Genomic DNA, 15,292 nt, shown 5'->3' on the forward strand with positions numbered 1-15,292 from the left:
GGCTCAGTGAGGCTCAGTCCGGCCGGTGCTCGTCGCCCACCCTGATCTCGTCGCCGACCACCACGACCGGGAGCCGGCGGAGCGGCTCCTCCGCCGGCCCGCCCACGACGGCCCCGTCCGCGATGCGGAACCGGCTCCCGTGGCAGAAGCAGTTGACCGTGCCCGCGGCGACGGCCCGCACCGTGCAGCCACGGTGCGGGCACGTCGCCGAGAACGCGAGGAAGGTGCCCTCGACGGGCTGGGTCACCACCACGCCGCGGTCCACCAGGACCGTCCCGCCCCCGACGGGCACCCGGTCCGTGGTCGTCACCGCTTCGGACATGCCAGGGTCAGCGGTAGACGAGGCTGCCGTCGTCGAGGTCGGCCTTCGGCAGGAGCTCCTGTTCCTCCTCGTGCTCGAGCATGTGCGTCCACGGCTCGCGGTCGCCCTGCTTGAACAGGACGTGCTGGGAGCGCAGGACGTAGCCGCTGTTGAAGTTCTCCGGGTCCGACCACGGCCGGATCTCCATGTCGGCGTCCTCCGGGCGCAGCGTGGGGACCACCACGGTGTCGCCCCGGTCCTGCATGCGCTCGAGGATCCGCATGACGAGATCGGCGACGAGGTCGACGCGCAAGGTCCAGCTGTGCCGGAAGTAACCGAACATGTAGGCCATGTTCGGCACGCCGCTGATCATCACGCCGCGCCAGGTGATCCGGTCCGTGAAGTCGACGGCCTCGCCGTCGACCGTGAACGCGACGTCGCCGAAGGCCGACAGGTTGAAGCCGGTGGCGGTGACCACGACGTCGGCCTCGATCTCCTCGCCCGAGGAGACCCGGATGCCCGTCTCCGTGAACGCCTCGATCGTGTCGGTGACGATCGACGCCTTCCCCTCGCGCAGGGCGGCGAAGAAGTCGCCGTCCGGTGTGATCGCGATGCGCTGCTGCCACGGGCGGTAGCGCGGGGTGAGGTGCTTCTCGATGTCGAAGTCCTCCGGCAGCAGGGGGCGCAGCGAGTCCATGAGGAAGGTGTGCACCTCCTCGGGCGTCTCCAGCGACGCCCGGGCCAGCCAGTTGAACTGCGACATGTACTGGCGGCGCATGATCTCGTGGATCCAGTCCTCCGGGATGTCCAGCGCGCGGAGCTGCACGGCGAGCTCGTGGGTCACCGGCGGGGCGAAGTAGTACGAGGGCGAGCGCTGCAGCATCGTCACGTGCGCCGCCTTCTGCGCGATCGCCGGGATCAGCGTCGAGGCGGTCGAGCCCGACCCGATGACGACGACGCGCTTGCCGGTGTAGTCGAGGTCCTCGGGCCAGTCCTGCGGGTGCACGACCGTGCCGCGGAAGCGGTCCATGCCCTCCCACCGTGGCTGGTAGGGCTGCTCGTGGTTGTAGTAGCCCTGGCACATCCAGAGGAAGTCGGTGGTGAGGCGCAGCCGCTCGTCGGTGTCGGTCCGGGTGACCTCGACAGTCCACCGCCGCTCCTCGCCGGACCAGCTCGCCGAGGTGACCCGGTGCCGGTAGCGGATGTGCGGCTCGAGCCCGTCCTCCTCGATGACCTCGTCGAGGTACTCGAGGATCTCCCCGCCCGCGGCGATGGAGGGGCCCCGCCACGGCTTGAACCGGTAGCCGTAGGTGAACAGGTCGCTGTCGGAGCGCACGCCCGGGTACCGGTGGGTCCACCACGTGCCGCCGCGGGCCTCCTGCGCGTCGAGGAGGACGAAGGTCCGGTCGGGGAAGTGTTCCTGCAGGTGGTGGGCGGCGCCGATCCCGGAGACGCCGGCGCCGACGATCAGGACGTCGACGTGGCCGGCGTCCTGGACGGACGAGGCGGTGCTGTTCCGGGGAGCGCTCGTGGGTGCAGACGTCATCGGCTCGACCTCCGGTGCGCGGGGATGTGATCCACCTCATGCTAATGCGGATTCCGGGGCGCGATGCCCGCCGAACGGGGCCGTGAAACTAGGGCGTTGTCACCGGCGGCCCGGGGGTGCACCCTCCGTGGACCACACCGACGGGAGGCCCGCCGTGGGTGACCCCTGGGGTTTTCTGAAGACCGAACGCCGGCCCACTCCGCGACGCCCGGTGGACGTGCGGCTGCGCGACTGGCGCGAGGTGTACGAGCCGCTGCCGGATGCCGCGCTGCGGGAGCAGGCCGGCCGCTGCATGGACTGCGGGGTCCCGTTCTGCCACGCGGGCTGCCCGCTGGGCAACCTCATCCCCGAGTGGAACGACCTGGTCCACCGGGGCCGCTGGCGCGAGGCGAGCGAGCGGCTGCACGCCACGAACAACTTCCCCGAGTTCACCGGCGTGCTCTGCCCGGCGCCCTGCGAGGAGTCGTGCGTGCTGGCGATCAACGCCGACGCGGTGACGATCAAGCAGGTCGAGCTGCAGATCGTCGACCACGCGTGGGAGCAGGGATGGGTGCGGCCGCTCCCGCCGGCGCGGCGGACGGGACGCACGGTCACGGTCGTCGGATCCGGGCCGGCCGGGCTGGCCGCCGCCCAGCAGCTGACGCGCGCGGGGCACGAGGTCCTGGTCTGCGAGCGCGCGGACCGGATCGGCGGCCTCCTCCGGTACGGAATCCCCGCGTTCAAGATGGAGAAGCGCCGGCTGGACCGGCGGCTGGCGCAGATGCTCGCCGAGGGCACCGCCTTCCGGGCCGGGGTGGACGTGGGCGTCGACGTCAGCGTCGAGCGGCTGCGGGAGCGGTCCGACGCCGTCGTGCTGGCCTGCGGCGCCACCGCCCCGCGCGAGCTGCCCGTCCCGGGCCGCGACCTGGCCGGGGTGCACCTCGCGATGGACTACCTGACCTGGGCGGACCGGGTGCAGGAGGGCGACCTCGCGGAGTCGCCGATCAGCGCCGAGGGCAGGGACGTCGTCATCATCGGCGGGGGCGACACCGGCACGGACTGCCTGGGCACCGTGCACCGCCAGGCCGCTCGGTCGGTGGCGCACGTCGACATCCGGCCCCGCCCGCCGCAGCGGCGTACCGCCGACATGCCCTGGCCGACCTATCCGTCCGTGCTGCGGACCTCGCCCGCCCACGAGGAGGGCGGGGTGCGGCTGTTCTCGGTCGACACCGTCGAGTTCCACGGGGACGCCGACGGCGGGCTGCGGGCGGTCACGCTCGTGGAGGGCTTCCGCGACGAGACCAAGCACTTCCACCCCGCCGGGCCGACCACGGAGGTTCCCGCCCAGCTCGCGCTGATCGCCCTGGGGTTCACCGGCGCCGAGCGGGGCGCGCTCCTCGCGCAGCTGCACCTGGAGCTCGACGCGCACGGCACGGTCGCCCGGGACGACGACTTCATGTCCTGCGAGGACGGCGTGTTCGTCGCCGGGGACATGGGCCGCGGCCAGTCGCTGATCGTGTGGGCGATCGCCGAGGGCCGCGCCGCGGCCGCCGCGGTGGACGCCTACCTCACCGGGCGCGACGTGCTGCCGCGACCGATCGAGCCGCTCGACCGCCCGATCGCCTGATCAGCCCCGGCGGCGCCGCCGCAGCCACAGGACCGCCCCGAGCGCGACGACGGCGAGCCCGGCGACGACGGCGACGGCCGCGGCGAGGTTCCCTTCCGCACAGTCGTTCACGGGGTCGTCGTGGGTGAGCGCGCAGATCATGCGGCCGCCGCGGTCGGTGCCGTACCGGGCGACCAGCTCGGACCGCAAGTCCCGCCACTCGCGGCGGGTCTCGGTGACGGCGCCGGCGACCGCCTTGGCGAAGTTGTCCCCGACCCTCCCGCGCGGGGTCGTCGGGTCGGTGGCCGCGCCCGTGACGGGGTCGATCTGCCCGCGGTCCTTGTTGAGCGCGGCGTGCGTGACGCGGAGCTGACACTCCCCGACGCCGGGCACCTCGTCGCGGGCCACGAAGCATCCGGTGCTGAGCTCCGCGGGCGGGTCGGGCGCGGCGGCGCCGCGCAGGTCGAGCAGGGGGCTGGGGGCGGGCAGACCGAGCCCCGGCGGGTTCTCGTCCCCGATCGGGCGGGCCGGGTCGGGCTCGTCGGCCCAGTTGCTGTGCGCGTAGAAGTCCTGCACGCCGTGCAGGGCGCGCCCGAACGCGTCGAGCGTCGCGCACTTGGCGCGGTCCTCGCGCTGCTCGCGGGACCGGCAACCCCGGGTCAGGTCGACCTCGGCGGGCTGCACCTCGCCGTCCGGACCGAGCAGGCCCCGCGCGCTGTCCAGGCCCTCCCCGAACCGCATGCGCACATGGTTCAGGCAGTCGACGAGTGCCGCGGTGGCCTGACCGCGGGTGTGCGGGTAGACGCCCGCCAGGTAGTCCGCGTCGTCGCAGTGCGCGGCAGGGTCGGACAGCTCGTCCCTGTCCGGGGCGCCGACGGCCCCGAACTCGCGGTCGTGCCCGGCCAGCTGGTCCATGGTCACCGGTTGGAAGCAGTCCGGATCGGCCGCGGCACCGGCGCAGCTCAGGGCGGCCCGGGTGAGGCGCTCGTGCTCCCGGCTCTGGCCGCCGGCGTCGATCGTGCCGAAGCCCGCGGCGGAGCCGGGCGCCGCGGCGAGGCCCAGCACGACGAGCAGGCCGAGCAGCACCGTGAGACGTCGTCGCACCGCGGTGCCTCCCCCTCGGTCGGGCCGCCGTGCGGATGGTGCCGCGGGAGAGAGCGCGCGAGCGTCATCCCGGCGGGGTGATCGCGCCGCCCAGCCCGTCGTCCACGGTGAGCCGGCGCCCGGCCTCCCGGGCGGTGCCGGGCCGGGTGAGCACCCAGAACACGCCGAGGAGGATCCAGGCCGCGGAGATCGCGGGGTAGGTTCCCGCACCGCCCTCCGGGTACGGGACGATGTTGCGGAAGAGCGTGTACCCGAGCAGGACCAGCGCGAGCGCCGGGATCACGACCTCCCAGGCCGCCACCTCCCGGCGCCCGGAGAAGAACAGCAGCCGGGCCGCGCCGATCGTGGCGAGCGCGTAGACCACCAGCAGGATCAGCGTGCCGATCGTCGCCGAGGCCTGGAACAGCGTGAACGGCGCCGCGCCGAGCACGAACCACGCGAGGGCGATCTCCAGGTACATCCCCCCGACCACGACGAGCGTCGCCCGGACCGGGGTGCCGCGCGCCGCGGACACCTCGGCCAGCCCGGCCGGCCCGACCCCGTCGCGGGTGAGCGCGAACAGCAACCGGGACGCGCCGACCGCGCAGGCGAGCGCGCAGCCGAACGCGCTGACCGCCGCGCCGATCGTGACGAGGTGCCCGACCCAGCCGGCGACGTACTGCGCGCCGAGGTCGCCGAGCAGCGACGACGACGCGGTGAACGCCGCCACCCCCGCCTCGTCCGTCCCGAAGCCCATCACCTCGACCGTGGTCACGAACACGAAGTAGGCGCCGCCGAAGAGGGCCGTGCCGAGGATCGCCCGCGGGATGCTGCGGCGCGGGTCGCGCGCCTCCTCGCCCAGGGTCGCGGCCGCCTCGAACCCGGCGAAGGACAGGAACCCGAACACCACGCCGAGGAACAGCGCCGACACGCCGGTGCCGGGCGGCACGGTGAACACCGACGCGTCGAGGGTGTGGCCGCCCGGCGCCGTCCCGCCCGCCAGCCGGACGAGGACCACCACGCACACCGCGAGGATCAGCGCGACGGTCACGCCCTCGATGGTCAGCAGCACCCGCGTCCCGCCGCGCACCCGGACGACCGCGAGGGCCAGTACGCCGAGCAGGGCGAGCGCCGCCAGGGCGAACCCCGCCCACGCGGGCTGGCCGGGCCAGATCCCGGTCACCCGGAGGGCGTCGGCACCGAAGATGCCCGCCGCCGTCGACGTGACCACGCCGTAGAAGAGGTACGTCCCCAGCAGCGACCACCCCGCGACCACGCCGGCGCGCGGACCGAGGGTGGCGCCGACGAACCCGTAGACGCTGCCCGCGTGGTGGAAGCGCTGGCACAGCCGCACGAACGTGTAGGCGACCAGCAGCACGCCGAGCGTGGCCAGGGCGAAGGCCAGCGGGACCGCGCGGCCGACCGAGCTCGCGGTGCCCTGCGGGTTGATGTTGGCCGCCATCGACGGCGCCATGAGGGCCAGGGAGAGGCCGATCGCCTCCCACACGCCGAGCCCGCGACGGAGCCGGGTACCGGGGGTCGAGCTCTGCACCATGGCGCTCACCTCTTCCGACCCCGGAAGCTCGGCCCGAGCGGGCCGGGGGTTACGCGCCGGCGGTCCGGTCGCGGGCGCAGACTGTCGCCCATGCCCGACAGCCCCGCGGCGAGCGGTCCCTCCCCGCAGCCGTCCCGCGCGAGCCGGCGCCGCTGGCGCCGGATGCTGGCCGACGAGCGCGAGGAGGCCAAGGTCTACCGCGACCTGGCCAGCCGGCGCAGCGGCGACGAGCGGGAGATCCTCCTCGGCCTCGCCGACGCCGAGGAGCGGCACGTCGCGCACTGGGCGCGCCTGCTGGGCGACGACGCGGAGCCGGCGGGGCGCGGCTCGCTGCGGATGCGGCTGCTCGCCTGGCTGGGGCGGCGGTTCGGCTCGGTGTTCGTGCTGGCGCTCGCCCAACGGGCGGAGACCCGTTCGACCTACCGCCGGGACGTCGACGCCACCCCCGCCATGGCGGCCGACGAGCGGATCCACGAGGAGGTCGTCCGCGGCCTGGCCGTCCGCGGCCGGGCCCGGGTCTCGGGCACCTTCCGGGCCGCGGTCTTCGGCGCCAACGACGGCCTGGTCAGCAACCTCTCGCTGGTGCTCGGAGTGATCGGCGGCGGGGCGAGCCGGGCGACGGTCCTGCTCACCGGCCTCGCCGGGCTGCTCGCGGGGGCGTTGTCGATGGGGGCGGGGGAGTACGTGTCGGTGCGCTCGCAGCGCGAGCTGCTGGCGGCGTCGGCCCCGGACGTCAGCGACGCCTCCCGGGTCCTGCCGCAGCTCGACGTGGACGCCAACGAGCTCGCCCTCGTCTACCGGGCGCGCGGCCTGTCGGCCGAGGAGGCCCGCAGCCGGGCCGAGGAGGTGCTGCGCAGCAGCGACCCCGCGCTCGCCGTGGCCGCGACGAACCCGGTCCCGGAGGGGCACGACGTGGTCGGCAGCAGTCTCGGCGCCGCCACGTCGAGCTTCCTGTTCTTCGCCTCCGGCGCTCTGGTCCCGATCCTGCCGTTCCTCGTCGGCCTGTCGGGAGGCCTCGCGGTGGCGGTCTCGGGTGTCCTCGTCGGCATCGCGCTGATGCTGACCGGGGCGGTGGTGGGCGTGCTCTCGGGCGGGCCGCCGCTACGCCGCGCGCTGCGACAGCTCGCGATCGGGGGTGGCGCCGCCCTGGTCACCTATGCCCTGGGCGTGCTGTTCGGCGCCACGGTCGGGTGATCGGCCTCGTGCGCGAGGTCCTTCGGAGTGTCCGATTCCGCACGAGTGCCCCGAACGAGGAGAGGGCAAGATCTCGTCCCCGATCCCGCGGTCGGGTGTCTGGTCCTCCGTAGCGGAACCTGATGTCCCGGCTCAGCCGGACCCGGGCACCGACGGGGCCGGGGCGTCCGGCTCGCTCGTCCGGCTCAGGCGCCTCCGGAACACGTGGTAGGTCCAGCCCTGGTAGACGAGGACGACGGGCAGGAACACCGCGAGGACCACGGTCATGACCCACAGTGCGTAGGACGACGAGGCCGTGGCGGCGAGGGTGAGGTCGGTGTCCGGCCCGAGGCTGGACACCAGCACCCGCGGGTACAGCTCGGAGAACAGGGACACCACGAGCCCCGCCGCGGTGGCGGCGGTGGCCACGAAGGCGGCCCCCTCCTGGCGCAGGTGCACGAGCACCGCGGCGGCGATCGCGACGAGCACCGTCCCGAGCTCGACCACCGACAGCAGCACGCCCCCGGTGTCCACGCGGGTGGAGACGACCCAGGCGAAGACGACCACCGCCGTCAGCGGGCCGAGCACGGTCGCGAGGCGCAGCGCCCGCCGGTGCACGGAGCCCGTCGTGCGCAGGGCCAGGAAGACCGCGCCGTGGAGCAGGCAGACGGCGGTGACCGCGATCCCGGTCAGCACGGCGTACGGGCGGAACAGATCGCCGAACCCGCCGACGAACTCCTCCTGGGCGTCGATCGGGACCCCGCCCAGGTAGCCGCCGAGCACGATGCCCAGGCCGAGCGGTGCGACGACGCTCCCGGCCGTCAGCGCGACGCTCCACACCTGCCGGGCCCGCTCGGTCCGCGCGTGGTCCCGGAACTCGAAGGACACCCCGCGCAGGATCAGCGCCACCAGCACCACGAGGTAGAGCGGGTAGAAGGCGGACAGGGCGGTGGCGTACCAGGCCGGGAAGGCGGCGAACGTGCCCGCCACCGCGACGATCAGCCACACCTCGTTGCCGTCCCAGAACGGCCCGATCGTGCGGATCGCCAGGTCGCGGTCGGCCTCGTCGCGGCCGACCGCGCGGTGCAGCGCGCCGACGCCGAAGTCGAAGCCCTCGAGGACCAGGAACCCGGTCCAGACCACGACGATCACGGCGAACCAGAACTCGGCGAGCGTCATCGGACCTCCTGCTCCGTGTGGTCGGGCGGCGTCAGTAGCTGGGCGTGCGGACCGGCGGCGGCTCCACCTCGGCCGGGGCCGCCCCGACCTCGAGCCCGCGGCGGGCGTAGCGCGCCATGAGCAGCCAGTCGACGATCGCGAGCACCGCGTAGAGCACGAGATAGATCACCAGGCTGGTCACGATCGTGGCGATGCCCACGGACGGCGACACCGCGTCGCGGGTCAGCTGCAGCCCCTGCACGATCCACGGCTGCCTGCCGTTCTCGGTGAGGAGCCAGCCCGCGGTGTTGATCACGAAGGGCAGCGGCAGGCTCCACAGCGCCACCCGCAGGAACCACGGCGAGGACTCCAGCCGTTTCCACCGCCACAGGCCCCACAGCGAGATCAGCAGCACGAGGCTGCCGAGGTAGGCCATGACCCGCATCGACCAGTACTGGACGAACACGTTGGGCACGTAGTCGCCCGGCCCGTACTGCTGCTCGTACTGGGCCTGCAGCTCGTTGAGGCCGACCACCTGGCCGTCCCACGAGTTGGTGGCCAGGATGGACAGCAGGTGCGGCACCGCGATGAGCTTCGTCGGGGTCTGGTCGTTCTTGCCGCCGCCGATCTGGAACAGCGAGAACGAGCACGGCTGGCAGGTCTCCCACTGCGCCTCGGCCGCCGCGATCTTCATCGGCTGGTACACGCCCTCGGTGACCCCGAGCTCGCTGCCGACCAGCAGGTTGACCATGGTGGCGGGCGCGAGCACCACCAGGGCGAGGCGGGCCGAGCGCCGGAAGTCCGACTTCGGGTCCCGGCGCAGGTGCCAGGCCGACACGGCAAGCACGACGACGGCCGCCGTGATCAGCGAGGCGAGCAGGACGTGCAGGTAGCTGCGCAGGAAGACCGGGTTGGTGAGCACGGCGCCGATGTCGGTGAGCTGCGCCCGGCCGTTCGCCGGGTTGATCGCGTAGCCGACCGGGTTCTGCATCCACGAGTTCGCGGCCATGATGAAGGCGGCCGAGAGCACCCCGCCCAGCGCCACCATCCAGATCGTCGCGAGGTGCACGCGCGGGCTCAGCCGGTTCCAGCCGAAGATCCACAGTCCGAGGAAGACGGACTCGAGGAAGAAGGCGGCCAGGCCCTCCATCGCGAGCGGGGCCCCGAACACGTCGCCCACGAACCGCGAGTAGCCCGACCAGTTCATGCCGAACTGGAACTCCTGGACCAGCCCGGTCACCACGCCCACCGCCACGTTGATGACCAGCAGGACGCCGAAGAACCTGGTCAGCCTCAGGTACTCGGCGTCCCGGGTGCGGTGCCAGCGCGTCTGCAGGAACGCGGTGATCAACCCCAGCCCGATCGTGAGCGGCACGAACAGGAAGTGGTAGATCGACGTGCCGGCGAACTGGAGCCGGGCCAGGTCGACGGTGGACACGTCAGCTCCCCGTCGTGCACAGGTCGGTGTCCGACCGGCTGTCCCGGTCGTCGGCCTCGGTCATCGCCGCCTCCTACCGGTTCGCTGGCGGAGCCCTCACCGTCGTGCCGCCCCCGTGCGCCCGCCTCACCCGCCGCGGGGGAGAGACGGCAGTTCGCGGTACACCGCGCAACGGGTCACCTGGGCCGGGTGATGCCCGGCCCAGGAAGGTCGCGGACGGTCGGGACCGGATCCCCCGGCCCGAGCCGTCGACAGGAGCACGTCATGACAGCCGAGACCACAGCCGGCGACGGCGTGGACGCCCTGGTGATCTTCGGTGCCACCGGGGACCTGGCCAAGCTGGAGACCTTCCCCGCCCTCGTCGGGCTCGTGGACCGCGGAGTGCTCACCGTCCCGGTGATCGGGGTGGCGAAGAGCGGGTGGAACGTGGACCGCTTCCGGGAGTACGCGGCGCAGTCCCTGCGCCTCAACGGCATGGACCCGGACTCGGCGCCCGCGCGCACGATGCTCGGCCTGCTGCGCTATGTCGACGGCGACCTCGCCGACAGCGCCACCTACGAGGCGATGTCGCGGGAGATGGGGCCGGACTGCCGGCGGGTGCTGTACTACCTGGAGGTGCCGCCGGCGCTCTTCGCCCGGATCGCCGAGGGTATCTCGGGGGCGGGCCGCGCCGAGGGCGCGCGCGTGATGGTGGAGAAGCCCTTCGGCACGGACCTGACCAGCGCGATCGCCCTCAATGCGACGATGCACCGGTACTTCCCGGAGGACGCGATCTACCGGGTGGACCACTGGCTGGGCCTCGACCCGCTCAACGACGTCCTCGTCGCGCGCTTCGCCAACTCGATGATCGAGCCGCTGCTGAACCGCGACCACGTGGAGAGCATCCAGATCACGATGGCCGAGGCGTTCGACGTGGCCGACCGCGGCCACTTCTACGACCGCACCGGCGCCATCCGCGACGTCGTGCAGAACCACATGCTTCAGGTGCTCGCCACGGTGGTCGCGGACCCGCCGGACGGCTCCGGCGAGGACTCCTGGCTCGACGCCAAGGCCCGGCTCGTCTCCGCGATCCGTCCGCTGACCCCCGTCGACACCGTCCGCGGCCAGTACGACGGCTACCGGGAGGTCCCGGGCGTGGACCCGCTCTCGACCGTGGAGAGCTACGTCGCCGTGCGCCTCGCCGTGCAGACCTGGCGCTGGGCGGGCGTGCCGGTCCTCATCCGCGCGGGCAAGACGATGCCCGTCACCGCCACGGAGGTGAGCATCCGGTTCCGCGGCGTGCCGCTGGACCTCTTCGGGGTGAACACCGGCCACCTCACCAACGCCCTGCGGTTCCGCATCTGGCCCGACACCCGGATCAGCCTGAGCCTCGCCGGCAAGAAGCCCGGCGCGGGTCGCGAGGTGCAGATGCAGGACCTGGTGTTCACCGAGGGCGCCGGCACGGACATGCGCCCCTACGACCGGCTCATCGGGGCCGCGCTCACGGGCACGCGGGTGCTCTTCGCCCGGCAGGACACCGTGGAGGCCGCGTGGCGGGTGGTCGACCCGGTGCTCGGCGACGCGGTGCCCGTGCACGGCTACCAGCGCGGCACGTGGGGGCCGAAGGAGGCCGACGCCCTGCTGCCGGACGGGGACGCCTGGCACGACCCGGTCGTCTGACCCGGTCCTCGAGCGCACGCCGGAGGAGGCGCGATGTCCGCACCCGAGCCCCGGGACGCCGTTCCCCTGCCACCCGCCGACGGGCCACCGGCCACCCACCGGGTCGTGATCGTGGGCGGCGGGTTCGCCGGGCTGTTCGCCGCCCGCGCCCTGCGCCGCGGCGACGTGGCCGTCACGGTGGTCGACCGGTCGCAGCACCACCTGTTCCAGCCGCTGCTCTACCAGGTCGCGACCGGGATCCTCTCGGAGGGGCAGATCGCCGCGCCGCTGCGGGAGGTCCTCAAGCGGCACCGCAACGTCGACTGCGTGCTCGCTGACGTCGTCGACGTCGACCCGGCGGCCCGGGTCGTCGTCGCGCTGCGGCCCGGCGGGGAGCGCCTCGAGCTGCCCTACGACGACCTGGTCGTCGCCGCGGGGGTCCGGCAGTCGTACTTCGGGCACGACGAGTTCGCGCGGTGGGCGCCCGGGATGAAGACCCTGGCGGACGCCCTGGCGATCCGGCGGCGGGTGTTCGGCGCCTTCGAGCTGGCCGACACCGCCACCGACCCCGAGGAGCGCCGCCGCCGGCTCACGTTCGCGGTGGTGGGCGCCGGGCCGACCGGTGTGGAGCTCGCGGGTCAGATCCGCGAGCTCGCGACGCACACCCTGCGCACCGAGTTCCGCCGCATCCGCCCGGAGGACGCGCGGGTCCTCCTGTTCGACGGCGGGCCGGCGCCGCTGGCGTCCTTCGGCCCGGCGTTGTCGGCCCGCGCGGCCCGGACCCTGCAGGAGCTGGGCGTGGAGCTGCACACGAGGTCGATCGTCACGGAGGTCGACGAGCACGGGCTGCAGGTGCGCGACCACGCCGGGCGGACCAGCCGCGTGGAGGCGGGCACCGTGCTGTGGGCGGCCGGGGTCGAGGCACCGCCGGTCGCCGCGGCCCTCGCCGCCGCCACCGGGGCGCAGCACGACCACGCCGGGCGCATCCGGGTCGAGCCGGACCTGACGATCCCCGGCCACCCCGAGATCGCGGTGGTCGGGGACCTGATGAGCCGCGACGACCTCCCGGGCGTCGCCGAGGTGGCCATGCAGTCCGGGCTGTACGCCGGGCGCCGCATCCGGCACCGCCTCGCGGGCACCCGGGTCCGGCCGTTCCGCTACCACGACCTCGGCGCGGCGGCCTACCTCTCGCGCGGCAACGCGGTGGTCTCGGCGGGCCCGGTGAAGCTCGCCGGGCTGCCCGGCTGGCTGATCTGGCTGCTCATCCACATCGCCTTCCTGACCGGGTACCGCAACCGGGTCGGGGCCCTGCTGACCTGGGCGGTCGCCTTCGCCCGGGAGGCGCGCCGGGAGCGGGCCTTCACCACGCACCAGATCGAGACCCGCCGGGACGTCTACGACCCGCCCGCCGCGGCCACCCCGGGACCACCCGCCGCGGATCGGCCCCGGGAGTCGCCTGCGGGCGCGGGTCCTGACCGGTAGCACCCGACCGTCGATGCGTCCGGACCGGAGGCTCCTGCAGCACGTCCCCGCCCTGCGCGGCTACGTCGGTGCCGGCGCCGCGATCGCGGTGCTGTCCGCGGTGCTGGTGATCGCGCAGGCGGGCCTGCTCGCCGACGTCGTCGCCCGGGCCTTCCTCGGCGGGGCGGGCCTCGCCGAGCTCGCGCCGCTGCTCGGCCTGCTCGCCGCCGCCGTCGCCGGGCGTGCGGTGCTCGGCTGGGCGGGCGAGGTCGCCGCCCAGCGCGCCGCCGCGACGGCGACCACGCAGCTGCGCGCCGCGCTGCTCGACCAGGTGCTGCGCCTCGGCCCCCGGCACCCGGGGCTGCCCGGCACCGGCCGGCTGGCCACCGTCGCGGGCCACGGCGTCGACGCGCTCGACGCCTACATCGGCCGCTACCTGCCGCAGCTGCTCGTGGCGGCCGTCGTGCCGCTCGTCGTCGGCGTCCGGATCCTCACCGCGGACTGGGTGTCGGCGCTCCTGGTCGGCATCACCCTGCCGCTGATCCCGCTGTTCATGGTGCTGATCGGGTTGTACACGCGGGACCGGACTGACCGGCAGTGGCGGGCGCTCGCCGGGCTCGGGCACCACTTCCTCGACGTCGTCGCGGGGCTGGACGTGCTCACCGCGTTCGGGCGGGCCCGCCGCCAGCAGCGCCGGATCGCGGCGATGGCCGAGCGGTACCGCATCGAGACGATGCGCGGCCTGCGCGTGGCGTTCCTGTCCGCGCTGGTCCTGGAGGTGCTGGCCACGCTGTCGGTGGCGTTGGTCGCGGTGTCGGTGGGGCTGCGGCTCGTCGAGGGCCGGCTGGACCTGGCCACCGGCCTGCTGGTGATCGTGCTGGCGCCCGAGGTGTACCTGCCGCTGCGGGCCGTCGCCGCGCGCTTCCACGACAGCGCCGAGGGGGCCGCCGCGGCAGAGGAGGCCTTCGCGGTGCTGGACCGCGACCCACCGGCGGGCGCCGGTCCGGCGCCCGACCCCGCCCGCGTCCCGGTCAGCGTGGAGCAGGTCCGCGTCGAGGGCCGCGCCGGCCCGGTCCTCGACGGGCTCTCGGTCACGATCGCCCCCGGCGAGGTGCTCGGGATCCGGGGCCCGAACGGCGCGGGCAAGTCGACCCTGCTCGACCTCCTGCTCGGCTGGCGGACCCCGGACCGGGGGAGGGTCGCCGTCGGCGGGACCGACCTCGCGACGGTCGACCGGGACCGCTGGCTGCGGCAGGTCGCGTGGGTCCCGCAGCGTCCGGTGCTCCTGGCCGGCACCGTCGCCGACAACCTCCGGCTCGGCGCGCCGGGGGCGGACCCGGACCGGCTCGCGGCCGTCGCGGCGCTGGTCGTGCCGGAGCTGGCGCCGGACGCCCCCGTGCACGAGCGGGGGCAGGGGCTGTCCACCGGCCAGGTGCGCCGGATCGCGCTGGGCCGGGCCCTGCTCGCGGACCGGCCCCTCGTGCTGCTCGACGAACCCACCGAGGGCGTCGACGCCGACACCGAGGCGACGCTGCTGGCCGCGCTCCCGGCGGCGCTGGCCGGGCGCACCGCGGTGGTCGTGAGCCACCGGTCCGCCGTCCTCGGGCTGTGCGACCGGGTCCTCGCCCTGCCCGGTCCCGACCGTCCGGAGCGGGACCCCACGCCGCCCGAACCGGCCCCGGCAGCCGTCGCCGCGCCGGTGGGCGCCGCGGCGACACCGGCCGCCGGGGTGGTGGACCCGCCGCTGCGGCGCGGGGACCTGCGGGACCTCGCCGCCGTCGTCCGGCCGCACCGGGCCCGGCTGGTGCTCGCGGTGCTCGCCGGGAGCGGGGCCCTCGGCAGCGCCGTGGCGCTCACGGCGACCTCGGCCTGGCTCATCTCGGCCGCGGCGCTGCGACCGCCGGTGCTCACGCTGCTGGTCGCGATCGTCGCGGTGCGGACGTTCGGGCTGGCCAAGGGTGTGCTGCGCTACGTCGAGCGGCTGGCCACGCACGACGCCGCGTTGCGGGGGCTGGCCGTGCTGCGCGTGCGGCTCTGGGCCGCGCTGGTCCGGCTCGGCCCCGCGACGACGGCGCGGCTGCGCTCCGGTGACCTGCTCGCGCGCCTGGTGGGCGACGTCGAGGCCCAGCAGGACGTGCTGGTCCGCGGCGTGGTGCCGGCGGCGTCGGCGGCCGTGGTCGGGCTCGGCACCGTGCTCGGGCTGGCGGTGCTGGTCCCGGGCGCCGGGCTCGCGCTGGGTGCCGGGCTGGTCTGCGCGGGGCTCGTCGCCCCGGCGGTCACCGTCGGGCTCGCCCGGCGCTCGGCCCGGCGCACGGCCGCGGCCCGGGCCGCGGTCTCCGGGGCCGTCGTCGAGC

The 15,292-nt window shown here is 74.6% G+C and carries 11 protein-coding genes; 5 read left to right on the forward strand and 6 right to left on the reverse strand.

What is annotated here, in order from left to right:
• Nucleotides 1-13 precede the first annotated feature (13 nt).
• Nucleotides 14-322, reverse strand: coding sequence for a Rieske (2Fe-2S) protein (locus ACFQH9_RS10650; RefSeq protein WP_379565789.1), 309 nt, complete (start codon nt 320-322; stop codon nt 14-16).
• A 7-nt stretch (nt 323-329) separates the two neighbouring features.
• Entirely contained in the window at nt 330-1,847 is a 1,518-nt protein-coding gene (locus ACFQH9_RS10655; RefSeq protein WP_379565790.1) for a flavin-containing monooxygenase, read from the reverse strand.
• A gap of 154 nt (nt 1,848-2,001) precedes the next feature.
• Here ACFQH9_RS10655 and ACFQH9_RS10660 point away from each other — a divergent pair, with 154 nt between their 5' ends.
• On the forward strand, nt 2,002-3,453 hold the full coding sequence (locus ACFQH9_RS10660) for a glutamate synthase subunit beta (RefSeq protein ID WP_379565791.1): 1,452 nt from the start codon (nt 2,002-2,004) through the stop codon (nt 3,451-3,453).
• On the opposite strand, the gene ACFQH9_RS10665 is transcribed toward ACFQH9_RS10660, so the two are convergent.
• The gene (locus ACFQH9_RS10665) at nt 3,454-4,536 is read right to left on the reverse strand and encodes a hypothetical protein (protein WP_379565792.1); all 1,083 of its coding nucleotides are present in this window, start codon (nt 4,534-4,536) and stop codon (nt 3,454-3,456) included.
• Nucleotides 4,537-4,600: 64 nt separating this feature from the next.
• The gene (locus ACFQH9_RS10670; RefSeq protein WP_379565793.1) at nt 4,601-6,070 is read right to left on the reverse strand and encodes an APC family permease; all 1,470 of its coding nucleotides are present in this window, start codon (nt 6,068-6,070) and stop codon (nt 4,601-4,603) included.
• A gap of 90 nt (nt 6,071-6,160) precedes the next feature.
• On the opposite strand from ACFQH9_RS10670, the gene ACFQH9_RS10675 reads away from it, so the two are divergent.
• Nucleotides 6,161-7,264 (forward strand): VIT1/CCC1 transporter family protein, encoded by a 1,104-nt coding sequence (locus ACFQH9_RS10675; RefSeq protein ID WP_379565794.1) that lies wholly within the window; start codon nt 6,161-6,163, stop codon nt 7,262-7,264.
• 132 nt (nt 7,265-7,396) lie between these two features.
• Here the strand turns inward: ACFQH9_RS10675 and cydB are convergent, their stop codons facing one another.
• Together cydB and ACFQH9_RS10685 are read right to left on the reverse strand one after the other, a co-directional pair.
• The gene (cydB, locus tag ACFQH9_RS10680) at nt 7,397-8,422 is read right to left on the reverse strand and encodes a cytochrome d ubiquinol oxidase subunit II (protein WP_379565795.1); all 1,026 of its coding nucleotides are present in this window, start codon (nt 8,420-8,422) and stop codon (nt 7,397-7,399) included.
• Nucleotides 8,423-8,453: 31 nt separating this feature from the next.
• Nucleotides 8,454-9,839, reverse strand: a complete 1,386-nt coding sequence (locus ACFQH9_RS10685; protein WP_379565796.1) for a cytochrome ubiquinol oxidase subunit I — start codon at nt 9,837-9,839, stop codon at nt 8,454-8,456.
• A 264-nt stretch (nt 9,840-10,103) separates the two neighbouring features.
• Here ACFQH9_RS10685 and zwf point away from each other — a divergent pair, with 264 nt between their 5' ends.
• From zwf to cydD, 3 genes are all read left to right on the forward strand, one after another.
• Nucleotides 10,104-11,498: a glucose-6-phosphate dehydrogenase gene (zwf, locus tag ACFQH9_RS10690; protein ID WP_379565797.1), complete on the forward strand. Its 1,395-nt coding sequence runs from the start codon at nt 10,104-10,106 to the stop codon at nt 11,496-11,498.
• Nucleotides 11,499-11,531: 33 nt separating this feature from the next.
• Nucleotides 11,532-12,959 (forward strand): NAD(P)/FAD-dependent oxidoreductase, encoded by a 1,428-nt coding sequence (locus ACFQH9_RS10695; RefSeq protein WP_379565798.1) that lies wholly within the window; start codon nt 11,532-11,534, stop codon nt 12,957-12,959.
• Between the two features lie 13 nt (nt 12,960-12,972).
• Nucleotides 12,973-15,292 (forward strand): thiol reductant ABC exporter subunit CydD (gene cydD / locus ACFQH9_RS10700; protein WP_379565799.1); only part of this gene is annotated, 2,320 nt, incomplete at its 3' end.

Source organism: Pseudonocardia lutea, from assembly GCF_042658055.1.
GTDB lineage: Bacteria > Actinomycetota > Actinomycetes > Mycobacteriales > Pseudonocardiaceae > Pseudonocardia > Pseudonocardia lutea.

Coding starts and splice junctions, on each gene's coding strand:
- ACFQH9_RS10650 (WP_379565789.1), bottom strand. CDS start 322: ATGTCCGAAGCGGTGACGACCACGGACCGGGTGCCCGTCGGGGGCGGG.
- ACFQH9_RS10655 (WP_379565790.1), bottom strand. CDS start 1,847: ATGACGTCTGCACCCACGAGCGCTCCCCGGAACAGCACCGCCTCGTCC.
- ACFQH9_RS10670 (WP_379565793.1), bottom strand. CDS start 6,070: ATGGTGCAGAGCTCGACCCCCGGTACCCGGCTCCGTCGCGGGCTCGGC.
- ACFQH9_RS10675 (WP_379565794.1), top strand. CDS start 6,161: ATGCCCGACAGCCCCGCGGCGAGCGGTCCCTCCCCGCAGCCGTCCCGC.
- cydB (WP_379565795.1), bottom strand. CDS start 8,422: ATGACGCTCGCCGAGTTCTGGTTCGCCGTGATCGTCGTGGTCTGGACC.
- zwf (WP_379565797.1), top strand. CDS start 10,104: ATGACAGCCGAGACCACAGCCGGCGACGGCGTGGACGCCCTGGTGATC.
- ACFQH9_RS10695 (WP_379565798.1), top strand. CDS start 11,532: ATGTCCGCACCCGAGCCCCGGGACGCCGTTCCCCTGCCACCCGCCGAC.